Raw genomic sequence first — 23,668 nt, 5'->3', positions numbered from 1 at the left:
CAACGCTAGCCTAAGATACGCTCATTCGGGAGCTTCGAAAAACCGTAGCAAGCGGTGGAATGTCGGCAGGAGAAGCGCAGCCGTACGAAAGTACGGTGAGCATCGCAGTGCCAAGATTGCAGAATTTGTAAACCCTGCAGCAGGTTATTCGAGGCTCCCTTCACCCAATCAATGAGGAAAACCATGTGCGGAATCGTTGCTGCAGTTGCCCAAATTAATGTCACGCCTATTCTGCTGGAAGGACTGAAACGCCTCGAGTACCGCGGTTACGATTCCTGCGGCGTGGCCCTGCATATCGACGGCAAACTGCAACGTTCGCGCAGCACCTCGCGCGTAGCTGACCTCGAAGCCCAGGTTGAGAAAGCCCACCTGTCCGGTTTTACCGGCATCGCCCATACCCGCTGGGCCACTCACGGCGCACCGGCAACCCACAATGCCCATCCGCATTTTTCGCGCGACCGTATCGCCCTGGTCCACAACGGCATCATCGAAAACCACGACGAGCTACGCGCCGAACTGCAAGCAGCCGGTTATCACTTCGAAAGCCAGACCGATACCGAAGTAATCGCCCATCTGGTCAATCACATGTACAACGGCGACCTGTTCGCCACCGTGCAGCAAGCTGTGCGCCGCCTGACCGGCGCCTATGCGATAGCCGTGTTCTCCGTCGACGAGCCGCACCGCGTCGTCGCCGCCCGCCAGGGATCGCCGCTGATCGTCGGCGTTGGCCAGGGCCAGAATTTCGTCGCCTCGGACGCCATGGCGCTGGCCGGCACCACCGACCAGATCATCTACTTGGAAGAAGGCGACGTGGTCGACCTGCAATTGCAACGCGTCTGGATCGTCGACGCCGCCGGCAAAGCCGTTGAGCGCGAAGTCAAGACCGTGCACGCCTACAGCAGCGCAGTCGAACTGGGGCCGTACCAGCACTACATGCAAAAGGAAATTTTCGAACAGCCGCGGGCCATTGCAGACACCCTCGAAGGCATCACCGGCATCATGCCGGAACTGTTCGGCGACGGCGCCTTCAATGTGTTCAAGCAGATCGATTCAGTCCTGATCCTGGCTTGCGGCACCAGCTACTACGCCGGCCTGACCGCCAAGTACTGGATCGAATCGATCGCCAAGATCCCCGTCAATGTAGAAATCGCCAGCGAATACCGTTACCGCGACAGCGTGCCGAATCCGAACTCGCTGGTGGTCACCATCTCGCAGAGCGGCGAAACCGCCGATACCCTGGCCGCGCTCAAGCACGCGCGCGGCCAGGGCATGCAACACACCCTCACCATCTGCAACGTCGCCACCAGCGCCATGGTGCGCGAATGCGCGCTGGCCTACATCACCCGCGCCGGCGTCGAAGTCGGCGTCGCCTCGACCAAAGCCTTCACCACCCAGCTGGCCGCGCTGTTCCTGCTGACGCTGGCGCTGGCGCAAAGCAAAGGCCGCCTCAGCGAAGAACAAGAAGCCGCCCACCTGAAAGCCATGCGCCACCTGCCGGCGGCGCTGCAAAGCGTGCTGGCGCTGGAACCGCACATCGTCGCCTGGGCCGAAGCCTTCGCACGCAAGGAAAACGCCCTGTTCCTGGGCCGCGGCATCCACTACCCAATTGCGCTGGAAGGCGCATTGAAGCTCAAGGAAATCACCTACATCCACGCCGAAGCCTACGCCGCCGGCGAACTCAAGCACGGGCCGCTGGCGCTGGTGACAGAAGAAATGCCGGTGGTTACCGTGGCGCCGAACGATGCGCTGATCGAAAAGCTGAAATCGAACATGCAGGAAGTCCGCGCCCGCGGCGGCCAGCTGTATGTATTCGCAGATGCCGATTCGCATATCAAGTCAAGCGAAGGCGTACACGTGATCCGGCTGCCGGAAAACTATGGTTTGCTGTCGCCGATTTTGCATGTGGTGCCGTTGCAGCTGCTGTCGTATCACACTGCATTGGCGCGTGGGACTGATGTGGACAAGCCTCGGAATCTGGCTAAATCGGTTACTGTGGAATGATGCCTGATAATTTTACGTACCGTTGATCACAAGTAATAAAGTCTGTCGGGGTCTGGCGTACACGGATATGCTTGGAATTGAGATGCGTGAGTGATTGACCGTTGGTACGACCGCAATGGGCCAGTTGGCCTCAATGTTGCGACAGCCTGAACGTCGCTTACAAACTTTCGAGAAAATATGATGAAAAGCAGGATTAGGAGAAAAGCGGCTTTATTCACGCTGGGAGCCAAAGCGCAAACCGCGCTACAAACTTGCAGAGCTGTTGGCAAAATGCCGGCGAACTTTCAATTGACTGCCTAGGATCGCGCTTGGCTTGACATGGCTCCGGTCGGTGGTGAGTTCGGTAGTTCAGACTACGAGCGCCCAGTACAGTTCGACGCCCTTGCTAATGCTACAAAGGCTTCTGCTGATCTAGCCGTTAAATCTATAGATGAAACGCTTTCATTTGTGGACGAATCAAATAAACGGATCCGGGGTATGAACCATGACCATTGAATTGCCCGTGGAGTTTCCGACCTTGTAGCGGGATTTTCACCTGTTAATTTTAACAGGTTGCCGTATAGAAATTTCAGCCTAAAATTTAAGCAAGTACTCTTGTAAAAACGCTGTCTTGAGAGTGCCAATTATAGTGTGCTTGACTTACTTCCCCTTCATACCCAAACCAGCTATAGCTTGAGTCCCAAGGGGCATGCCCTCGATAACTATATGCGCCGACTTCGTCGGTCAGCATAATTTATTCCTGCAGACATCCAACTTCGTCCAGCACGAGAAATTTAATCTATCTGGTAGTTATATACATTTATGAATTGAATGTGGGATTTTTTAATCACAGAAGAGAGGCTATCATGCGATTCGTTAAAACTATGGTTGTTTTCTGTATTGTCAGCACGGTTTCTTGTATCGGCTTTGCCGATACAACTAATACGATAAAGCAAGAAGGAACGAAGAATAAAATTACTAATCAAGTCACGGGAAAGGCCAGTGTAAAGATTGGGCCATTAAGTGGTGGAAGTGGCTCCGTCGGTGGTGCCGCGATCCAAAACTCAATTCTGGTTAACGATACAAAAAAGACTTCTCATAACACTATCAGTCTTAAAGGTGGCGACAATACAATTAATGGTCAAGGAACGCAAAATTCAATAGTTGTTGGAAAATAGTCCTATATTTAATGTTCCGCATTGGTTTCATTAATAGAAAATGCAAAGATCGTTTAAATACTGCGATTACTGTTTTTTGGAGGGCAGTAAAATGTCTCACCCGTTCTCTAATATATTCTTCTTAATTATTTTATCTGCCCCTTATGGTTTTTCCTTGGCTGATGGTGGTGCATACGATGCATATAAAGCGAAATTGAATCAGCAACAAAAAAATACGAAACCTCTAACTAACACTCAATTCACTGTTACGAATGCAATGAATCGTGCGAATAAAGAGGCTCGTGATGGTGCGTCGGGAGGAAAGCATCGAATAGTTCAAGGAAAGAGTGACGGTAGCGCGAATGTAAATAGCGTCAATATTGGTTCAAATGCAAAAATGAATAATGCAACAATTATTATCAAAGCTGATCACTCTAATTCAACTATTGTTAATAAGGATGCCGCGGTTAAATAATAAAATCATGAAATATTTCCTATTCAAATAAATTAATGGGAATAACACACGAATGCTGCATTTTATTCGCTCTATTTCTTATTTTTTGACCACGGTTTTACTCGCCGCTTGCGTAAGCGGTGAAGCCTTGGTGGTCGAACCTTACAGCATCCCCAAACAACGGATTAATGCGTTCAACGATAGCCTGCCATGTTTTGGCCGGATGTTGAGCGCGTATATTGATCAACCGTTGCCGATTGAAGTTGGCGTGGTGAAAGACGCCACGGGTGCTTCCAAAGACGAGGAAATCCCCGTTGATCTACGCGATATGGCTGTGAGTACCCTCTCCAAGATTGGCGGCCCGCTCAGTATTATTTATCGGCCGACGATGGAGGAAGCGCAGTTGTTCAATATTGGCGGGGCGGCGCTGATTCCAAGTCGGGCGTTTGGTTACGATACGATTTTTACGCTGTACGGTGCGGTGACTGAGTTTGACCGCGCGGTCTATGACAGCAAACATTCGCAAAATTTATCCACTGAATCCGGCGGCGGTAAGGGCCTGCTCAATGTCGACTTTGGACGTAATCAACAAAAGACCAGCACTCGCATCGTGATGGATTTTTACGCCAACCAAACCACTATGTTTTCTATTGCCAACCATACTGCCTCAACCAATGCGATGGTGCTCAATCTCGATAGTGTCGATCACAACTATGACATTAGCATCAATGGTAATTCCATCGGTTGGAGTGACTCAATATCGCGTATAGAAGCCCGTCATGCCTCGGTGCGCCTTCTCGTGGAGTTAGGCATCATTGAAACGCTGGGCAAAGCGGTTCCGGTGCCTTACTGGAAATGTGTACCAGGCGGCATTGAAGACCCCGAGACGGTGCAAACGGCGCGACGTGAATTTGTCCAAATTCAAGAAGCGCAAAACATGCAAACTATTGCCAATAGTCATACCCTTTCGTTTACACAAATCCGTCGCGCAAGAACACCACTGGAGAAAGAGCAAAAATTTAATACCTTGGTTAGCGCCTATGCCCTCAGCGGCCAATATCCAGAAACTGGCGGGGACTTACGTGATCGCCTGTTGAAGGAAGCGGGATTTTCTTCGTCAGACTTTGTTAACCCAGATGCTTATGTGGCGCTTTGGAAAAAACTTCCCTATTAATAGGAAAGATTGGGCTTGGCTATTGTTAACGCTCGGCCCCTTGTGCTTAAGTCTGCTTGCTACTGCCGCTAGCACTCCTTCGCTCGCGGCTGACACCGCTTGCCGTTTAGCCGACAGCCAAGCTTGGCCTGCCTATCAATACCAAGGACCTTGCTTGGAAGGCGTGAGCAATGGTCACGGTGTGGTGCGCTTCATCAATGGCGACGAACTGCAAGGCCAATTTAAACAAGGTCGGCTACTTGAAGATAAAGCGGAAATTCGCTACCTCAACGGTGATCGTTATACCGGGGGAATAAAAGATGGTGTGCCTCAGGGGAACGGCGTTTATGTTTGGCGCAACGGCAATGTGTTTGAAGGATCCTTTAACGCTGGCAAGAAAAACGGGGTGGGACAATACACAGAGGTGGAATCAGGCCGGCATTCGCAAGTCCGTTATCACGACGATTTTCTGCAAGAATTGAGTCAAGCGCCAATAGCTGCGACCACAACTGCGGCGCAGCAGGACCAAACAACGGTGGCGTTTCGCAAAGCTCTTAAGCCGGGTGATCAGACGAATTTGGGATTGGTCATAGAAATTAAGCACAAAGACGGCTTGGTGTTGGTGCAAGCGGAGGAAACGGGTCTGCTTGGCATCCCTCGCTTCGACTACCAACGACAACGCTCGGGCATCGACTATACCGTTGGCGCACAGGTAGTTCAGAGATGGGTCAAGCTGTCGCAAATTTATCCGCCGATGTCAGACGCTCGGCCTGAGCCTGGCCGCAGGCCCTAGTTCGCCGGTTCTCCAAAATAGCTCTGCACGCTGGGAACGAAGCGAATATGAGCTTTCCCTGAAATTTCGTCTTCCACAGGTAACGTAAAATTGACCTTGCTTTGGAAGGGCAAGAGATGAAGATTTCAAGAAGTACATATACGGTAGAGTTCAAGGAACTGCCTGTCATGCGGGTCAAAGCCGGTGAGTCGATTCCGGCGACCGCGAAGGAACTTGGCCTGAACGACCAGACGCTGCGCAACTAGGTGAAGGCCGCCGCGGCCGGCAAGTTGAAAGGCTCCGGCCGCCAGGTGGTGGCTCCCGAGGCGATGGAACTGTCGTGGCTGCGTGCCGAGAATGCCAAGCTCAAGCGGAAGAATGAAATTATAAAAAAGGCAGCGGCGTACTTCGCGAAGGATGTTCTGTGAAGAATACATTCTGAATAAATCTGCTCTGGCCAGCGCTACACTCCCGCCCCGTGACACGAATAGTGTAGCGCTTGGTTCATAACGATGGCTAGATGGATTAGCCTCGCATATGAGCTTGAACAACTGTTCCGGCTACCTGCCAAGGCCAACAACAGAGTAAACTGTACTGCCTATCTTTCGCACACTGCGATTCGAGCACACTTGTGAGTGACGCCATGCCTGAAACATCTATTCCCTTATTTTCCGATCTGAAGCTGAGCGAACCGCTACTGCGGGTGGTGAAGGAACTCGGTTACGAATCGCCTTCCCCGATCCAGGCCGCCACCATCCCGGTGCTACTGGCCAACCGCGATGTGCTGGGCCAGGCACAGACCGGCACCGGCAAAACGGCGGCCTTTGCGTTTCCCATTCTTTCGCGTGTTGACATCAAGCAAAGCGCGCCGCAGGCGCTAGTGCTGGCGCCCACGCGTGAGCTGGCTATCCAGGTGGCGGAGGCGTTTCAACGCTATGCCACCTATATCCCCGGCTTTCACGTCTTGCCGATTTACGGCGGCCAGAGTTACGGCGCGCAATTGAGCGCATTGCGCCGTGGCGTGCATGTGGTTGTCGGCACGCCGGGGCGCGTGATCGACCACCTAGAAAAGGGTTCGCTCGACCTGTCGAAGATCAAGACGCTTGTGCTGGATGAGGCAGACGAGATGCTGCGCATGGGTTTTATCGACGATGTGGAAACTATCCTGCAAAAGACGCCGGAATCGCGCCAGACTGCCTTGTTCTCGGCCACCATGCCTTCTGCCATCAAGCGTATTGCCCAAACCTACCTGCGTAACCCAGCCGAAATCACCGTCGCTGCCAAGACCGGCACGGCTGACAATATCCGCCAGCGCTACTGGCTTGTCAGCGGCATGCAAAAGCTCGATGCGCTGACGCGTATCCTGGAAGCCGAAACCTTCGATGGCATGATCATTTTCTCGCGTACCAAGCTGGGTACCGAAGAATTGGCCGGCAAACTGCTGGCGCGCGGGTTTTCCGCCGCAGCGATCAATGGCGACATCGTGCAGCAGCAGCGCGAACGTACGATCCAGCAATTAAAGGACGGCAAGATCGATATCCTGGTCGCAACAGACGTTGCCGCTCGCGGCCTCGATGTTGAGCGCATCAGCCACGTTATCAATTACGATGTGCCGCACGACCCGGAAAGCTACACCCACCGCATCGGCCGCACCGGCCGGGCCGGGCGCAGCGGCGAAGCCATTCTGTTCGTCACGCCGCGCGAACGAAACCTGCTCAAGGCCATCGAGCGCGCCACGCGCCAGCCGATTTCCATGCTGGAACTGCCGAGCGTCCAGACGGTCAACGATGTGCGCATCGCCAAATTCAAAACCCAGATCAGCGACACCCTGGCGGCAGGCGGCCTAGATGTGTTCCGTTCGCTGATCGAAGATTTCGAGCGTGAAAGTAATGTTCCATCGACCGATATAGCGGCAGCGCTGGCGAAGATGGCGCACGGCGACATGCCGCTCTTGATAGACAAGAAAAAGGGTGAGGCATCGGCCGCGCCGTCATGGCCGGAAGACAAGGTTGCGCGCGTGGGCAAGGCGGTACGTCCGGCGCGTGAGGAACGCAACGAGACGGCCGACCGTTTCGAGCGCGATCAGCGCCAGGAACCGGTGACGCGCGCCGTGTTTGCCAGGAAGGAGCCGGCGGCACGCACAACAGATGTCGGCATGCGCACGTTCCGCATCGAGGTCGGGCACGCGCATGGCGTCAAGCCCGGCAATATCGTCGGCGCCATCGCCAACGAAGCGGGTCTCGATGCCAAGTACATCGGCCGTATAGAAATATTCGACGACCATAGTGTACTGGACCTGCCAGACGGCATGCCCAAGGAACTTCTCGACCACTTGAAAACCGTGTGGGTCGCCGGGCAGCAATTGCGCATCGCGTATGCGGACGGCGTGCCGCCGAGCCAAAAATTTTCCGACAAAAAAGTACCGCTGTCCAACCCAAAAACGGGCGCGGATAGAAGAGTCGGTGAAAAGAAATTCGGCGAGAAGACAGCAGTTAAAAGTAAAAGCACTGTCGCTAATCGCCCGGCTGAGGCCGCCAAACCCAGGCCGAAGCCGCATCGCAAGGGACCGCCGGCCCGCTGATTTTATTGCGACACGTGAAAAACCTGGTCTGAACTAGACTCGCCGGCCCGCTCAATTCATCGATCCACGGATATAAGCGAGTTTACGACTTTAATTACATACCGAAAGGTCCAAAATCTCCATTCATAAATCGAGATTACAACTTTATTCGCTGTACCGAGAAATTCATTGCCTCGCCAAGTCGCATTAATGCTCATGCAGAGTTTATGACTTTAATTGCAAGGAATAGTTGGATACGACCCAACATATCAGCGCCGCGCGGCCATCGACACAGCGAAGCTGTCTTCCAACATCAAGTAGCTTGCGATCTTTTCACCGGAGAACGTCAGGACGATCGCAAACGAGGTATCGATCAGCTTTCCACTAGCGATGACCCGCGATTGCAGATGACCGAAAATGATGGTCCGATCATCGTTCGCGAGAATATCGTGTATATCGAGACTCACGCGTTCGATCATGGTTTGTGTGTCGCGGATAAAATCCGACATTGCCGTACGCCCCTTCTTGTGACCGATCCATGGCAATACGCCTGTGTCGCCTGGAATATTCCAGTCAAGGTCAGGTGTGCACAGCGCCGCAATTTCGTCGACGCTCGCGCCCGATCCTATTTTTTCAAGAAGCTGTTGGGTCAGGCGGAGGTTATCTTGCTGAGTCATGATATTTTCCAGTGAATGATGCGCCCATGGGGGCATGAGCGCGAGGTTGAAGTTTAGATTTGTGTGAGTCCGCCATCGACGAACATCTCGGTGCCGGTGATATAGCTGGCATCGTCCGAAGCAAGGAAAGACACCGCCTTTGCTATCTCGTCGGCGTTACCGATCCGGCCAAGTGGCGTCATCTGCGCGACTTCTCTGCACAATGCGTCGATCTGCTCGTCACTCATGTTGAGTTCGGTTTTGTACGCCGGCGTAACCACGGTGCCCGGTGCGACCACGTTGACGCGGATGTCACGGCCTTTGAGATCGGATGCCCAGGTGCGCGCAAACGATCGCAAGGCAGCCTTGGTGGCGGCATAGACCCCGAATGCGGGCGTGCCTTGAATCGACGCGATCGATCCTGTGATCACGATTGCACTGCCTGCCGGCATCAGAGGCAGTGCGGCCTGCACAGTAAACAATGTGCCTTTCACGTTGATACCGAAGTATTTGTCGAATTGCGCTTCGGTGATTTCACCGAGCCGCGCGAACTCGCCGCCACCGGCGTTGGCGAACAGGATGTCGATCCTTTGGCGCGCCGCCGATACGATATCGATAATGTTATCAAGGTCGGAGGCCGACGAGATATCACCTCGGATCGCACGTGCGCCGTGTCCGATTTCCAGTACTGCAGCATCCAACTCTGCCTGACGCCGCCCTGTGATAAATACTGTTGCGCCCTCGCGAGCCAGGCGCTTTGCGGTAGCAAAGCCGATGCCGGTGCTGCCACCGGTCACAAGCGCTATCTTTCCTGCGTGTTTGGTATTGTGAATGTTGGCGTACAAAGAAGTGGTCATTTGTTGGCTCCTTGTTGAGCGGGGTTGATCTTGTACTCAAGTGTAGTAAAAACACATATAGAGATAAAGATTGCTACTGTGGATTCTTTATCCACAACGGTGCATAATCGACGTACTACAGCACCACAGCACTACAACACTGCTAAGCAATAAATGAGGTAGATCAATGGACCATTTGCAGGCAATTCGCATTTTTTCCCGGGTGGTTGAAACAGGAGGTTTTGGACGCGCTGCGCTCTCGCTGAAGATGCCCAATGCTACGGTGAGCAAATGGATCAAATCGCTGGAAGCGCATCTTGGCGTGAAGTTGCTGGAACGAAGTACGAGGAGCGTCAGCGTGACAACCGACGGTGCGGCCTACTATGAACGCACCCGTCATCTGCTGAGTGAACTCGACGACATAGAATCCACGCTTGGCCGGGCTCAGGCAAGTCCGCGCGGCGCGTTGAGGATAGACACTGGTGGCTCGACCGCCAGCGGGTTGTTGATTCCCGCTCTGCCCACCTTTTGTGCTCGCTATCCTGATATTCAGGTGCAACTGAGCGTCACTGACCGTACCGCGGATCTCATCGCAGAAAACATCGACTGTGCAATTCGAAGCACATCCAATGACCTCAGCCTGGTGACACATCCGATCGGCACGCTCGCCTGGACTATATGCGCAAGCCCCGACTACCTGGCGAAGCACGGCACGCCGCAGCATCCGCATGAGATCATCGATAAAAACATGCCTGTCGTCGGCTATTTCTCTGCAAGCACCGGCCTTACCCAGCCGCTTCGATTCGGCCGGGGCGACGAGCAGATTATGCTCGAACGAGTACGCTACGATGTGCTGGTTGGTGAAAGTAATGCCCATCTAGCCACGGCGCTGACCGGCCTGGGTATCGTCCACACCATGGACTTCATGGTGCGCCCTTACATTGAGCAAAAGAAGCTCGTGCCCATTCTAGCTAAATGGCGGCCCGACCCTCTTGAAGTCTATATTGCGTATCCGCCTAGCCGGAGATATAGCACCAAGGTCAGGGTATTTGTCGATTGGGTGACTGAGCTGTTTGGGGCAATGTAATTCAAGCCGACAGCTGGTCGCGGCGCAGATTTCGCGGTCGATTTAAATGCGTCATGATCGAGATAGTGCAGATTGCATCGCCGTTGCTTCCGACACATCGGACACGGCGCGGCGTTAGATGCCAATCACATGGTTAGGTTATCCCGCCGCCGTTTTCCTGAGGCGGTCGACATCCCGCTGCGGCGACATGCCATACATCCGGCCATATTCGCGGCTAAACTGCGAAGGGCTTTGATAGCCAACACGATATCCGGCCGTCCCCACATCAAGCATCTCAAGGAGCATCAGTCGCCGCGCCTCGTGTAAACGAAGCTGTTTTTGATACTGCACGGGCGTCATTGCTGTGATGGCCTTGAAGTGATGGTGAAGTGATGAAACGCTCATACCAACGTGTTCAGCCAGTTGATCCATGCGAAGCTGGCCCCGGTAATTGGCGCGAAGCCAGGCAGTGGATTTCGCGATTTTGTTACTGGGACTGTCGGCCATTGCAATCTGAATTAGCTGGGAGCCGCATGGCCCCGTGAGCAGGTGATAGAGAATTTCCTGCTCAATAAGCGGTGCGAGAGCCGGAATGTCATCTGGCCTGTCGAGCAATCTGAGTAACCTGATCGTCGCGTCCAGCAGATCCGGAGAGGCGGTATTGACGCCTACGCTGAGCTTCTTATCGGTGACCAGGCTCGGGCGCGGGATACTGATCCGACTCATAAGATCGGCCAGTTTGGCACCGTCGATGGCCATGCCTAGTCCCAAAAGCGGTTGCTCCGGGCTAGCCTCTATTACGCGCGAAACGACCGGCAGGTCGAGCGAAACCAATAGAAAATCACCCACTCCATAATTGAAGGTGCCTGCGCCCAGGGTGATGCTTTTAGCTCCTTGTGCGACGAGTGCGAAGCAAGGCCATTGCGCAACGTGCAAAGGTTGGCGAGGCGTTGAGTAGCGGCTGAAAAACAGGGAGCCGATCGCGGTATTGCACTCCCGATCTTCCCCAATAACACGGGTGATGATCGAAGCGATCTCCTGAAAGCGATCGGATAGTGGATTCATCTGAAGCATTTTCCTCTTGGTGACAGTGCTTCCATTATCCTACCCGACTCTCATTTTCATCACATGTCCACTTTTGGCCAATTGCAGGATTGTGCATAAGACTAGCAGGATATCGATAACGATCAGCGTGCCACTTCCCATAGGATTACACACACCACTTCATTCCACACCGGTCCGAAAGAAAATATCAAATGCCCATTACCAAAGCCTACTCCGCATCGGCCGCATGCAGCCCGTTAGTTCTATCCACGATCGAACGGCGCCTTCCGCATGAGGACGACATCGTCATCTCGATCAAATATTGCGGCGTGTGCCACTCGGACGTTTTCATGGTTAGCGACGCTTGGGGATTTTCGATGTTTCCGATGGTTCCAGGCCATGAGATCGCGGGCATCGTTACCGCCGTCGGCTCGAAAGTTTCAAAGTACAAGATCGGCGACCGAGTCGGAGTCGGATGTTTCGTCGATTCCTGCACTAGCTGCGCCACACGCAACGTTGACCTGGAGCACCTGATGCCAGGCCTTATCCAGACGTATAACTGCTTCGAGGCAGACGGCAAGACGATGACCTACGGCGGCTACTCCGACAGCATCGTCGTGAAGGAGGGTTATGTCCTGAGCATCCCCGATAATCTTGCACTCGATGCAGCGGCTCCCCTGCTTTGCGCCGGCATAACCATGTATTCGCCCTTACGTCGATTCGAGGCCGGTCCGGGCAAAAACGTCGCCATCGTCGGCATGGGCGGCCTTGGTCACGTAGGTGTGAAAATTGCCCGCGCCATGGGAGCGACGGTGACAGTACTGAGCCAGTCACTGTCAAAGATGGATGATGGCTTACGCCTCGGTGCCGAGCGCTACTACGCAACAAGCGACACCAACACCTTCGCGCTCCTCGCCGGAAGCTTCGATCTCATTATTTGTACCGTATCTGCCGATATGGATTGGAATGCTTATCTGAATCTGTTGAAAATCGATGGCGCACTCGTCATTCTCGGCATCCCGGAAAAAGCCATTCCCGTCAACGCGCTTTCGCTGATCGTCGGCCGCCGTTCTTTGGTAGGATCCCTTATAGGGTCAATCAAGGAAACGCAGGAAATGCTCCATTTCTGCGGTGAACACAACATCGTTGCCAACATTGAAACGATTGATATTCAAGATATCAACCAAGCGTTCGAGCGCCTGGAGAAAGGCGATGTCCGTTATCGCTTCGTTATTGATATGGCCTCCTTGGCCGCTTAGAAAATAAGAACAACACAATGACCCAAGCCATAGAAATTACAACATTTAAACTCGCCGGATATTCCTGCGCAGAATTTGCCGAAGCAAACGCCGAGCTTGATGATTGGCTCAGACAACAACCAGGATTTCAATCCCGCCGAATGGCAGAGCAACCTGACGGCACAATAGTCGACATGCTACTGTGGGACTCCGTTGCCAAAGGCACCGCTTCAATGCATCGGCTGATGGATGAAATGCGTTACTCGCCTGTACATTCCATGATTGATCAAGAGACCGTATCTTGGAACATCGCACCAGTGAGGCACCACATAAAGCGATGACAACGGCTGCATACGTGTAATAGCTTAGGTGTGCCGTTCGATCATCACGCGCCGAGGATATTTATTTAAGGGGCACTATGAGTAATTCGAGAGTCAGTGACGTAAACACGCAACGTGTCGATAGCCCTGCGGAAGAAAAAGCCAGCTTTGCAAGAGGAGCTGCTTTCGTGGACGGAAAGATAGTTCCTGTGGGCGACGCGAAAATATCCATTCTTGACTGGGGCTTTCTACGCTCAGACGCCACCTACGACGTGGTGCACGTCTGGAATGGTCGCTTCTTCCGGCTTCAGGACCACCTTGATCGATTTAGCCGTGGCATGAAGCGGCTGCGAATGACAATCCCCTACAGCGACGCGGAAATCCAATCAATTCTCCAAGAGTGCGTCTTAGCGGCTGGACTGACAAACGCCTACGTCGAGGTGGTGTGCACGCGCGGAATTCCACTACCCGGATCACGCGATCCGCGGCAGTGTACAAACAAATTCTATGCGTTCGCTGTGCCTTTCACATGGATCGCCACCGAGGAGCAGCGCGTACGCGGGCTGCGTATGCGAATAAGTAATGTGCACCGCATTGCGCCAGAGGCGGTTGATCCAACCATCAAAAATTATCATTGGCTCGATTTGATCAATAGCTTGTTCGAAGCTTACAACTTCGGCGACGAAACCGCCGTTCTGACCGATGGCCGCGAGCACGTAATTGAAGGGCCGGGATTCAACATCTTTGCCGTGATAGACGGAATAATAGTGACTCCGCGGTCAGGCGTACTCGAGGGAATAACGCGGCAAACTGTCATCGATCTCGCCGAAATGGGCGGTTACGAGCTCCAACAACGCGCGCTGAAAGTTGATGAATTTCGGGACGCCACGGAAATTTTCATTTCAAGCACCGCAGGCGGAGTCATGCCAGTCGGCTGGATCGACGGTAAGGTCGTGGGAACCGGAGGGCGTGGTCCATTAACGGAGAAAATCCAGAAACACTATTGGGAGCTGCACATCGATCCGGCATTTAGTACACCAGTCTCGCAATAGGTATCCCAAGCTAAAGGGTTTTGATAACGCTTTGAATTGAATTGTTGCTAAAAATTCTGGATTGCGGGAAGATAAAAACTCCGCGAATTTAGGGCGACATATGAGACCAAAATTTGATCGTTTTGGCGTGCCAGACGAAAATTTACGGGCAGCTGAAGAGTCTATAAAAAAGCCAAACAAATATGACCTCCATGCATATGTGCCTACGCGACATGAAGTGGCTACTCTCGGGGCGAAGGAAATTACCGATATTTTGACTGGATGGATGTGTCACAGTCCCGTAGAGATTATTCCAAGCCGCGCTCAAATAGCCGAAGTAAGACTAGTTTTGCAGGAGAGACCTGACGTTACCCAGCTCTCCAAATTAGTGTCAATGTGCGATCACTATATTCGAGGAGATTAATTTTTTTGTGCTCCGCAGATCGCGCCAGCTTGGTAACGGCAATTACTTCTCGTCGATGGCGTCAGTTTTCAAAGCTTTACACCTTTAGTCGGTCATATTCGTCATGGTTGTAATAGGTTGTAAAGAGGTGATAAGAATTAGATGGGAGCCGCTATATTGATAGCGTCTCCTCCAACACCTCCCTATGGTTTGGATTCAGCCCACTGCCGCAAGGTTCGTGGGCTTTTTTTCGTCTCTTGTTGAGGGGGTACGGTCAAAGGCCACAACATGTCGAAAACGATCCGGTTCGACTGAAGCAGATTAGTACGGAGCTGCTCCGATCCGTTAATCTTTTTTATATCTAAGGCGAACTCGTCGTTGCGACGTCCGGCCGAGTGGGGATGACGTCGGCATCATTCAATGTTTTCAGAAAGGCGATAACATCGTCGATTTCCTGATCGTTCCACACTGGCGCTTCGTTAGCGTGCTTCGTCAGCGGCAGGTCTATCGTGTCGATATTCTCACGCAGGGAAGGCGGTAAGTCATCGAATTTGATGACGCCGGATTTTCCACGTGGATACCAGCGCTGGGCATCTGTATCTCTTTGGACGTAGAAACGTAGTGCATCTTGGAGAGTATGAAAACGCCCATTGTGGAAAAACGCGCCTCGGCTCGCGACATTTCTGAGTGAGGGCGTCTTAAACATGCCGCAATATTGGGTGTCCCGTGCCATATCTTTGCGCAGTGGACCGCATAAGCCCATGTCTGAGTAGTGCGCTGCGGCGTTGTACTTGATCTCAGGATTGCGCGGCACGCCTAAGGCTTCGAACTGGAAAGTGGTGAGCAGCGGATGTGAGCCGTCGGCACCCTTTTTATCGGTATGGCAGCTGGCGCAATTGCCTCGCAACGGGTCGTCGAACAATTTTAAGCCGCGCTGTTCCTGAGCGTTGAGCACAGCTTTGCCGTCGAGATAGGCATCGAACCTGCTTGAGTAGGGATGAAAGCTGGGATCGTTCAGTTCGAAGTCTTCGATGGCTGCGAGAGCCTTTTCATAAGCTAATTGTGGGGTGTTGAAGATATTTTCGCCGAAGTGACTGCGGAACTCTTTGGCGTAGGACGCACGCGCGATTTTTTGTACCAAGTCTTTGGGGTCGGCGTTGGCCATCTCGTTACCAGCCATCAGAGGAAACGCGGCTTGTTGATGTAACAAGTTGAAACGACCGTCCCAACCGAAGCCTCCATACGGCGATTCGTTTGCCTCTAACATGCGTTCAGCAGCACTGTCGACATAAGTCTTGGTCCAGACGGGCGTGCGGTTCAACACGTAGCGTAGCGATGGTACGGCACGAGCGCCTTGTTGGTTCATGGCGCTGCCGCCCAGTTGTACTGCCAAACCGTTGGCCGGGGCATAAGCGTGAGCGGGGTCGTGGCAACTTGCACACGAGAGCTTGCCTGAGGCGGAGAGCGTTTTGTCGAAGAACAGCTGGCGACCGAGCTCTACGCTTGAACTGTCCGTTGCTTGCGGCTTGCGCCTCAGGGCAGACACACGCTGGCTATTGTCGTTGGCCAAAACGATCGCGCTTGCCACGAGTAAAAAAAATACCCCACCAATAACATGGCGACGCGATATGGTTTGGAGCATGGGATTCTTCGGTAAGCAAGTAATGGCGCCACGACGGGCGCCATTACTGGTTTTCATTGTTTAATTGAAGATGGTACTGTCATCACCGATGGTAGAGAGCGTTGTGTCGTTGGCATAGCCGAGATAGCCATCAACGCCATAAATTCGCTCTAGACTGCGCAGCATAGAGTAGTGATTGTATTGCGTGTTCGAAACGCTGCCAGCTTTGATGAAAGGCGAGAGCAATACGGCACCAACCCGGTCACCGCCGAAGCCACTGATGACAAAATTTTCAATTAACGTCGGGGTGTTAATCAGCGTGGTAGTGCTTGGGCGTATGCCGCTCAAGTTCGGGCCCGGTTGTTGGTTGCAGCAACTCGCGCCGGGAAAGTTCAAACTGACGGTGGTTTGCCCGTTGGCGGACGCAACTGTTTGTGTATAGTTGCCTTCATCGAAGGTAATGACAATCATACCGTCCTGCTTATAGGCCGGCGAAGCCATGATTATCGGAATCCAAGTCTTGAGGAAGGCGTCGGCCGAGGTCAATCCACCTGGCTTGCCATTGGCACAGCCCTTGCCAGCAGCGCCTGTGCCATCGCCGTCATGGCCGTCGTCGCACAGATTGGGAGTGATGAAGACATAGTTAGGCGTACTTGCGGTCGCTTGCAGATCGCTGCTTAATTGATTGAGGTTGACCACGTTGGTATTGCAACTAGGCGAATCGATAATTGAATGAAAGTACATGAATGGGTTATGGCGGGTGGCATAGGCATCGCCCAGAGGAACGGCGGCACTTGGCGCCTCGGCAGTGTTGGTAAGATCGTTACCACCCAGAGTAGGGTGGCCGCAGGTAGCAGCCTCGCGCGCCGGATCGTTGCCCATGTCTCCCATATAGCCGCGCCAAGTCAGGTTCTTGGCAGTGAGCTGGTCAGCTAAGGTACGTACATTTGACGGATAGACGCAGCCGCCGGTGGCGATGACTTGGCCGTCGCTGGTAGTGCCGGTTTGGGCGACGTTGATGTATTTTCCTGTACCGACAAGACCAGGTATGCAATCGTTGACGGTGTCCGGTGTGGGCGATTGGCCGCTAAGCATGGAGATGTAATTGTCCAAGCTAACATGTCCCGTACCAAAGTATTGCGTTAGCAACGCGCCTTGCGGAACGAGAGTTTTTTGCAAATAAGGATCTTGCGTGCTGCTGCCGAAAGTGTCGCTGTAGTTCTTGTTTTCCAACACAATCATGAAGACATGCTTGATCCGGTTGGCACTGCTGGCGGGAGGTGGAACGTCAGAACTGCTGGAGGAACAGGCAACTAGTACTATGGCTATTGCGCCGAGCAGGAGCGCTGTAAACAATTTTTTCAAGTTTTTAAGATATGTCATGACATAGGCTTTTTGTTAGATTGACGTTCGATGAGGGTAAAGCATGGGGTGACAGATGATGAGGTGCTGGAGTTTGTTGAATTGCAAAATTTTGATATTTAAATTGTAAAACTTTGATGTGACAGCTCCATGACTGGACTCTTGCAAATGGTAAAACGATGTATCTTCATGTATCTGTTTTAGGTCGCGTCGTTGTTTGCGCGATGTGGCTGCCTCAGTCTTGAGCCAAGCCGACAGTTGAAATAGGTATTTGTTGATCGTGCTGGGGAAATGCCGTTCCGAGCGGACCGGTTCTATTGGATATTTCGGAGCAACGTGACCGCCGATTCCGGGCGAACGAGATCGATTTTGTGTATTGATGTGAATGCGTAGACCAACCAATCTGCCCGCGTCACTGTCGACGACAGATGATACAAAGTGATATTACTAGGGGGTTTCAACAGTGACGAATATGTTCTCATCACAGAAATTCAAGTGAAGCGTTGTTGCCGGCCTTAATAGCACGTCGATAGTTGCTGCTGAACCAGATAGGTCGTGACGACTGGCGGAGGAAACGAAGGTTTGAGCCCCAATAAACAGGCGCGACGGATTCAACCGGTCAGTGCAACGCTTCGTCAAATACGTAAACCGGGATTCTAAAATCTAGCGTCTTTCTTGGCCTTGCATTCAGTTTTTCCGCAATGTTGCCTAGCTGATTTTGGGTATAAATGGTTATGTGTTCGACGGCGTACCGCGTTGTTCAACAAGCCATTTGTCGAAAGTACGCATGTCGGACTGACGTGCCAGCAGCGTCGGTATATCGGCTAGGTAACCAGCCTCTCCAAACCACTCAAACATCTTCCGAACGTCATAGGGCAATGGGCGTAATAGCAACCTGGGCAGTGGGAATGGCAGCCCGGCCGACCAGCCGTGGTGCTTGAAGGTTGCGATGATCTGCGCGCGGGTCAGCTCGACACTGGCGATTTCCTCGGACTTGCCAAGAAACCCATCCGGCTGGGCGAAGGCCTGCGCAACCCAATTGCCAATGTCGGCCGTTGCGATCATTTGGAGTCGCTTCGTCTTGGGTACATAGCTGCGCAATAGCGCCAACAGAACGGTTCGCTGTGCAAGCTTGCTAAAGTTGTCCATGAAGAACACAGGACGAACGATGCTCGCTGATAGGCCAATGCTGCGGATGTATTCCTCGATAAGCCACTTGCTTTCAAAATGCGGTACGCCCGAGCGCCGATCAGCTCCTCCCACCGATGCATAGATGAAGTGCGCTACCCCTGCAGCAAGCGCGGCATCCGCCACGGCGATACCCCGGCGAGTCTCGACCTCCGCGCCCTGCTCCGAACCTTGAACGGAAAAAACTCCGTGGGCGCCGGCGAAGGCGGTCCGCAACGAGGCGGAGTCGTCCATGTCGGCCGCGACGACCTCGATGCCATCCGCGATCAATTGCTGCGCCGCTTCGGAGCCGGGGCTCCTGGAAAGCGCTCGGATGCGCCAATGACCATCTGCCCTTAGCGAGCGTATCACGGCACCCCCCTGTTGCCCCGTGGCGCCTAGAACAACGATCATTCTGGAAATCATGGTATGGAAATCGACTGTTTGGGGGAGTATCTATCCGACGCTGACATCAGATCGATCGGAGCGCGTAGCTCTGCTTGCCCTCGGCACGAAGTTGACGCCCGATGCGACGGATCTCGGCCTCGCCCCGTCGCAACGCCTCGGTGCTGGTGTGCACGGAGTAGTGGCCGAGCACGAGTTCGTGAGGGTGCTGCGTGGCCGAGCCGAGCACGAATCGTGTGTCGCCCTCGGCGACTAGCTCGATGGCCGTCTCGGCGCGTTCGAAGATTGCGACTTCTCCACGGGCGATACGAGATGATGCACGCAGCGCGCCATCCATCAACGAGACCCACGCGACGTCGTGCCCCGATGGCGGGAGAAACGTCCAGCGCTCGCCGTCCTTCAGCGTAACCACGAGGTACGTCATCAGTGGCGTAACGATCGGGCTCACCATGCCATTGTACGTGCCAAGGATCACGCGTACGGGGCCAGCGCGGGGACCTGCCCGGGCATCACGTACTGGCTTACGCTCGGCGCGTTTTCGAGCTCGGGCGGAAGAGCCACCCAGAGCTGGAAGCCTCTCACGGGTGCCGAGTCCAAGGTGCCCGTGTGCCAAACACCGCCACCGGCCTGCATCCACTCCACGCCGCCGGCAGGCAGCACGCCAACGCTGCCCGTCGTCTCGGCGTATTGGACCGAGCCGTCAAGGACGACTGTTACCGTGGCAATGCCCGAGTGCGGGTGCCAGCCGAGCTCCAGAGGCGGGGCGTGGCCACCGTTGGACTCAAAGAGATCGAGGAACACGAACGGCTTGATGAGCCCGCCCAGGTCGGAGGGGCTCACGAGCCGTGTAATCGAACCGTTGCGCACTCCATGCGTACGGTGAACGATGTCGCGTCGACGCTGATCGCGCCCGAGGTGGGACAAGGTGTTTTCGTGTTCTGTCATGTTTGTCGTCATGCTGTTCGTCCTTGCTTTTGGGCCATCTGTGCAACCTGCCGTCATGCCATATGCCGTTTTCGGCCATGACCAATTCCATGCCATCGGAATGGCGGTCTTAGCGCTTCAGATCGGGTTCCTCCGCACAAACCTGTCCTTCCCATGAGCAGTTACGCGGTGGCGATGCCAGAACGGTGTGCCAGGGAAAGCCGTCTTGCTGCGACTTCCTGGCAGGCTGCTCAAAGTATCCGGCAGATTCGTCGACATTCACGCGCCAAAGTCCTCGAAGGTCATATCAGTGGTCTCAACGAAACCGCACGCTCAGGGTGAAATGGGTTCAGCTCATGTGCTTGTCGAACCAATCGATCATCTGCTCCGGACGTTCGGAGAAGTAGTTGTAACCGTCCCAGCGCCGGGTGCTTCCTTCGATCCAGAACAGCTTCTTGTCGGTGACGGGGATGTTGTCGAAGATCGACTGCACGTCAGTGGATTTGGTCAACGCGTCGTCGCGCACCTGGAGGATGAAGGTGGGCGCCTGCCAGTTCTTGGCGTATTCCAACGGCGACACCTGGTCGATCTTGAAGCTTGTGATCAACTGTACCTCTCGGTCGATGGCGTCGAACTGGTCCACGAGCCCCATGTACTCAAGGTTGCGCTCGACCATGGCGCGCATCGAGATCGGTTGCAGGGCGACCAGGCAGCGTACGTCCTCGAAGAGCTCCGGGTATCGGGTCCTCGCGACGAAAGTGGCGTTGGCGCCCATGCAGCGGCTAAGTAGGCCCAGCTTCATGCCGCGGGCATCAGGGCGGGACTTGACGTACTGCAGCGAACCGGCCACGTCGCGGGATTCGAACATGCCCCAGGTGAAGATGAAGCCGTTGGCCTCGCCGCTGTGGCCGTGGTTGCGCGCGTCGTAGGTCAGCACGTTGTAGCCGGCGTCGTGCAGATGCTTGTACTCCAGCATGTAGTTGACCTCGACGTCGTTGCCGGGGACGAACCTCCACGGGTCCAGATGCGAGGGAAAACCGTAGCGGTTCATGGGCAACGGGTGGTTGGCGATGACCAGCTTGTCCGAGCCCGGACAGGGAATCCACCATGCCTCCAGCGGAGTGCCGTCCAGCGATGGGAACGTTACGTCCTCATACTTCAGCCCGTACTCATCCGGCGTGTGCAGGATCGGTGAACGGACCGGGCTGCTGAGGCCTTTGGCCAAACCTTTAATTACTTCCGAAACATCCGGCATGACAATTTCTCCTTTTCTTTCTGGTTAGCGGTGTCTTTCCACCCAGCTAAGATACGTCTCGACCTGCCGTTGTACAAGCCGTGCATTTTGGGTATCATCGTTCCATGAGCGGAACAATTGACTTCAATCAGCTCGTGGTCTTCATTCGGGTCATCCAGGCGGGGAGCCTGAGCGAAGCGGCACGACACTTGAAAATGCCGAAATCCACAGTGAGCAGGAAGATCGCCGACCTCGAGGAGCGGGTCGGTGAGCGACTCATCCAGCGCACAACGCGCAAGCTGAGCCTCACCGAGGCGGGCCGCGTTCTGTTCGAGCGCGTCGCCCCAGCCATGAGCGACATCGAGGAGGCCGAGAGTGCAGTGGCGGGAATGCGTGGGGCGCCGCGTGGCGTGCTGCGGGTCGCGGCTCCCATGTCGTCCAGCACGCTCGGACCGGTCGTCGCCGAATACCTCGTTCGTCATCCGGACGTGGCAGTCGAGATGGTGTGCTCCGATCGTCTCGTCGATCTCGTGGGGGAGCGCTTCGACGTGGCCATTCGAGCGGGAGCGCTCGTCGATTCGACGCTCGTCGCACGCAATCTCGGAAAAGCGAAGTCCATGCTGGTCGTGGCGCCCGAGTACAGCAAACGCCATGGCGTCCCGAAGACACCTGCCGAACTGGCGAACCACGCATGTGTCGCGTTCGGCGGTGGAGTGGAGCCGCACGTCTGGACCATGGAATCGAAAGGCAAACGCGTCGAGGTCCGCATCAAGCCGCGACTGACGGTCAACGACATGGAGATCGCTCGTGTGTCCGCCCTCGCGGGCGTGGGGATCGCATGCCTACCCGAGCTCTTCTGCGCCGATGACGTCCGCAACAACCGCTTGCTGCATCTGCTCGTCGACTGGTCCTTCGCAGAAATCCCCGTGCATGCACTCTACCCAACGAGACGTCATCTTTCGCCAAAGGTAGTCGCCTTCGTCGATCTGCTCGCCGAGCGGATCCAGCTGCACGATAGCTAACGCGTACTCATCCTGTGCTCCAAGCATGTGATCGCGCAATGGAGCGGGCCTGCGGGTGTTCTATCGTCAACGTACTGTCCTTGTGCGCTCTAGAGGATGAGCGGCATGAAGCGGCTGTCCATGCGGCGAAGGAGGCGCTGCGGATGGCCAATATGAATGCAATGCGCTATGCGGCGCGCAATATCCGAGTCAATACAATCCATCCGGGCTTTTCACGGCCACCGGCGCTGGTGGAGGCCTTGCGCAAGCAGGGCGACCTAACGCAGAAGCTGGTTGATCTGGCGGAAGTGCAGATGCTGACGGCCCGGGGTTCTGCGACGGATGTGGCGGCGGGGATTCTGTATCTGGCTTCGGATGCCAGCCGCTTTGTCAGCGGTACGGAGCTGGTGATTGAGGCTGGCTACGGCTGTCGCTGACGTGCGCAATTGTCGCCGGATTCATCATCATCATTCCTCACTGAATAGCGACAGGAGTCCCGGCTCTATCAGTTCAAACCATTCTCGGTCCTCCCATCAGTTTAAGTCTACGACTTGACGTCATCATTCCCCTCTCCGGATTTCAGCCATTTCAAGACCTCTTCTGGCACGCCGCTTCCGTCGCTCATTTTGCGTGCAAAGATGGCGACGAGATTGCGCTCATCCGCTTGCAGCTCCGAAACGGGAACGGCCTTCATCGATTGAGCGAGGGCTGTCTGTAATTCATCGTATTGTTCTGCGCTGATTTTTGGCGCTAAAAATGCGAGCGCCTGGTCTCCGACTTTGCAACTGAGTGCTTTTTCTCCGAGTTCAATGGAGCTCAGATAAGCGGAGCTTACGGATAAGGATGCAGCCATATCTTTCAGCGCCAAACCGAGCTCCAGGCGAATCTTTCTTACACACAATCCGTATGGCGTTAATTTCATTTTCTTCCTTGATTCAACTGCTGATTAACTGAAAAATTGAAATTGACCGTTGAAATGCTTATTGGTCCGGCTGAGCGGACTCACGGCAAATGACAAGTAGCCGACGTGTTTATTTCATCAAATTTTATCGACCCAATTAAACATACCAACCTGATTTTTATTCTACTGCATGGGTTTGTCGTTGTATGGCTGTCAAAAAATACAGGGGCAGCCGTTTTTCATTGTGATGGCTCCAGATCGCATCTTATTTTTTTCACATGCAGAAGCGCTCGTTTTTCGAACTAGACAGACCTACCTGTATATTTTACGAGTTATGCGGTTTTTCAAAGTCAGGTCAAATGCAGGCCTGAATAAGAGCGAAT

General features: G+C 54.1%; 22 protein-coding genes and 1 pseudogene. 13 read left to right on the top strand and 10 right to left on the bottom strand.

Features of this window, described 5'->3' with window-relative positions; genetic code table 11:
- Window positions 1-183 precede the first annotated feature (183 nt).
- The 7 genes and pseudogenes from glmS to LT85_RS01800 all read left to right on the top strand — a co-directional run bounded on the left by glmS (window position 184) and on the right by LT85_RS01800 (window position 8,097).
- Window positions 184-2,001, top strand: coding sequence for a glutamine--fructose-6-phosphate transaminase (isomerizing) (glmS, locus tag LT85_RS01825; RefSeq protein WP_038484567.1), 1,818 nt, complete (start codon window positions 184-186; stop codon window positions 1,999-2,001).
- 845 nt (window positions 2,002-2,846) lie between these two features.
- Window positions 2,847-3,158 (top strand): hypothetical protein, encoded by a 312-nt coding sequence (locus LT85_RS26355; protein WP_156117401.1) that lies wholly within the window; start codon window positions 2,847-2,849, stop codon window positions 3,156-3,158.
- 91 nt (window positions 3,159-3,249) lie between these two features.
- Window positions 3,250-3,612: a hypothetical protein gene (locus tag LT85_RS01820; RefSeq protein ID WP_038484564.1), complete on the top strand. Its 363-nt coding sequence runs from the start codon at window positions 3,250-3,252 to the stop codon at window positions 3,610-3,612.
- 52 nt (window positions 3,613-3,664) lie between these two features.
- The gene (locus LT85_RS01815) at window positions 3,665-4,765 is read left to right on the top strand and encodes a hypothetical protein (RefSeq protein WP_038484561.1); all 1,101 of its coding nucleotides are present in this window, start codon (window positions 3,665-3,667) and stop codon (window positions 4,763-4,765) included.
- 163 nt (window positions 4,766-4,928) lie between these two features.
- Window positions 4,929-5,537 carry a hypothetical protein gene (locus LT85_RS25155; protein WP_367379814.1) on the top strand — a complete coding sequence of 203 codons (609 nt, stop codon included), beginning with the start codon at window positions 4,929-4,931 and terminating at the stop codon, window positions 5,535-5,537.
- A gap of 116 nt (window positions 5,538-5,653) precedes the next feature.
- Window positions 5,654-5,946 (top strand): annotated as a pseudogene (locus LT85_RS27045) (transposase); the annotation flags it as partial.
- A 213-nt stretch (window positions 5,947-6,159) separates the two neighbouring features.
- Window positions 6,160-8,097 (top strand): DEAD/DEAH box helicase, encoded by a 1,938-nt coding sequence (locus LT85_RS01800; protein ID WP_081991932.1) that lies wholly within the window; start codon window positions 6,160-6,162, stop codon window positions 8,095-8,097.
- Between the two features lie 248 nt (window positions 8,098-8,345).
- Here LT85_RS01800 and LT85_RS01795 read toward each other — a convergent pair whose 3' ends face one another.
- Window positions 8,346-8,753: a nuclear transport factor 2 family protein gene (locus LT85_RS01795; RefSeq protein ID WP_038484558.1), complete on the bottom strand. Its 408-nt coding sequence runs from the start codon at window positions 8,751-8,753 to the stop codon at window positions 8,346-8,348.
- Between the two features lie 53 nt (window positions 8,754-8,806).
- Window positions 8,807-9,589 (bottom strand): SDR family oxidoreductase, encoded by a 783-nt coding sequence (locus LT85_RS01790; RefSeq protein ID WP_038484555.1) that lies wholly within the window; start codon window positions 9,587-9,589, stop codon window positions 8,807-8,809.
- A gap of 166 nt (window positions 9,590-9,755) precedes the next feature.
- Between LT85_RS01790 and LT85_RS01785 the strand changes: the two genes are divergently transcribed.
- Window positions 9,756-10,655, top strand: coding sequence for a LysR family transcriptional regulator (locus LT85_RS01785; RefSeq protein WP_038484552.1), 900 nt, complete (start codon window positions 9,756-9,758; stop codon window positions 10,653-10,655).
- Between the two features lie 138 nt (window positions 10,656-10,793).
- Here the strand turns inward: LT85_RS01785 and LT85_RS01780 are convergent, their stop codons facing one another.
- Window positions 10,794-11,699, bottom strand: a complete 906-nt coding sequence (locus LT85_RS01780) for an AraC family transcriptional regulator (RefSeq protein ID WP_038494762.1) — start codon at window positions 11,697-11,699, stop codon at window positions 10,794-10,796.
- Window positions 11,700-11,890: 191 nt separating this feature from the next.
- Between LT85_RS01780 and LT85_RS01775 the strand changes: the two genes are divergently transcribed.
- From LT85_RS01775 to LT85_RS01765, 3 genes are all read left to right on the top strand, one after another.
- Window positions 11,891-12,937: an NAD(P)-dependent alcohol dehydrogenase gene (locus LT85_RS01775; protein ID WP_038484549.1), complete on the top strand. Its 1,047-nt coding sequence runs from the start codon at window positions 11,891-11,893 to the stop codon at window positions 12,935-12,937.
- Window positions 12,938-12,954: 17 nt separating this feature from the next.
- Complete coding sequence (locus LT85_RS01770; protein ID WP_038484546.1) at window positions 12,955-13,257, top strand: hypothetical protein; 303 nt, start codon at window positions 12,955-12,957, stop codon at window positions 13,255-13,257.
- Window positions 13,258-13,334: 77 nt separating this feature from the next.
- Window positions 13,335-14,288 carry an aminotransferase class IV gene (locus tag LT85_RS01765; RefSeq protein WP_038484543.1) on the top strand — a complete coding sequence of 318 codons (954 nt, stop codon included), beginning with the start codon at window positions 13,335-13,337 and terminating at the stop codon, window positions 14,286-14,288.
- Window positions 14,289-15,031: 743 nt separating this feature from the next.
- Here the strand turns inward: LT85_RS01765 and LT85_RS01760 are convergent.
- The 6 genes from LT85_RS01760 to LT85_RS01740 form a co-directional block, all read right to left on the bottom strand.
- Window positions 15,032-16,312, bottom strand: coding sequence for a cytochrome-c peroxidase (locus LT85_RS01760; RefSeq protein ID WP_052135472.1), 1,281 nt, complete (start codon window positions 16,310-16,312; stop codon window positions 15,032-15,034).
- Window positions 16,313-16,372: 60 nt separating this feature from the next.
- Window positions 16,373-17,674 (bottom strand): alkaline phosphatase family protein, encoded by a 1,302-nt coding sequence (locus LT85_RS01755; RefSeq protein ID WP_052134552.1) that lies wholly within the window; start codon window positions 17,672-17,674, stop codon window positions 16,373-16,375.
- A gap of 711 nt (window positions 17,675-18,385) precedes the next feature.
- On the bottom strand, window positions 18,386-19,234 hold the full coding sequence (locus LT85_RS01750) for an NmrA/HSCARG family protein (RefSeq protein ID WP_052134550.1): 849 nt from the start codon (window positions 19,232-19,234) through the stop codon (window positions 18,386-18,388).
- A 58-nt stretch (window positions 19,235-19,292) separates the two neighbouring features.
- Window positions 19,293-19,676, bottom strand: coding sequence for a hypothetical protein (locus tag LT85_RS27445; RefSeq protein WP_367379790.1), 384 nt, complete (start codon window positions 19,674-19,676; stop codon window positions 19,293-19,295).
- 20 nt (window positions 19,677-19,696) lie between these two features.
- Window positions 19,697-20,182, bottom strand: coding sequence for a pirin family protein (locus LT85_RS27440; RefSeq protein ID WP_367379789.1), 486 nt, complete (start codon window positions 20,180-20,182; stop codon window positions 19,697-19,699).
- A gap of 316 nt (window positions 20,183-20,498) precedes the next feature.
- The gene (locus LT85_RS01740; protein WP_038484534.1) at window positions 20,499-21,404 is read right to left on the bottom strand and encodes an alpha/beta hydrolase family protein; all 906 of its coding nucleotides are present in this window, start codon (window positions 21,402-21,404) and stop codon (window positions 20,499-20,501) included.
- A gap of 104 nt (window positions 21,405-21,508) precedes the next feature.
- On the opposite strand from LT85_RS01740, the gene LT85_RS01735 reads away from it, so the two are divergent.
- Window positions 21,509-22,405, top strand: a complete 897-nt coding sequence (locus LT85_RS01735) for a LysR family transcriptional regulator (RefSeq protein WP_052134547.1) — start codon at window positions 21,509-21,511, stop codon at window positions 22,403-22,405.
- A 14-nt stretch (window positions 22,406-22,419) separates the two neighbouring features.
- Window positions 22,420-22,821 carry an SDR family oxidoreductase gene (locus LT85_RS01730; RefSeq protein ID WP_301280489.1) on the top strand — a complete coding sequence of 134 codons (402 nt, stop codon included), beginning with the start codon at window positions 22,420-22,422 and terminating at the stop codon, window positions 22,819-22,821.
- A gap of 107 nt (window positions 22,822-22,928) precedes the next feature.
- On the opposite strand, the gene LT85_RS01725 is transcribed toward LT85_RS01730, so the two are convergent.
- Window positions 22,929-23,306, bottom strand: coding sequence for a helix-turn-helix domain-containing protein (locus tag LT85_RS01725; RefSeq protein WP_038484531.1), 378 nt, complete (start codon window positions 23,304-23,306; stop codon window positions 22,929-22,931).
- Between the last annotated feature and the right edge of the window lie 362 nt (window positions 23,307-23,668).

Source organism: Collimonas arenae (genome assembly GCF_000786695.1).
In the GTDB taxonomy this organism is placed as follows: Bacteria; Pseudomonadota; Gammaproteobacteria; order Burkholderiales; family Burkholderiaceae_D; genus Collimonas; species Collimonas arenae_A.
The sequence above is the reverse complement of the archived record's forward strand: the minus strand, read 5'-3'. Positions and strand labels throughout refer to the sequence as shown.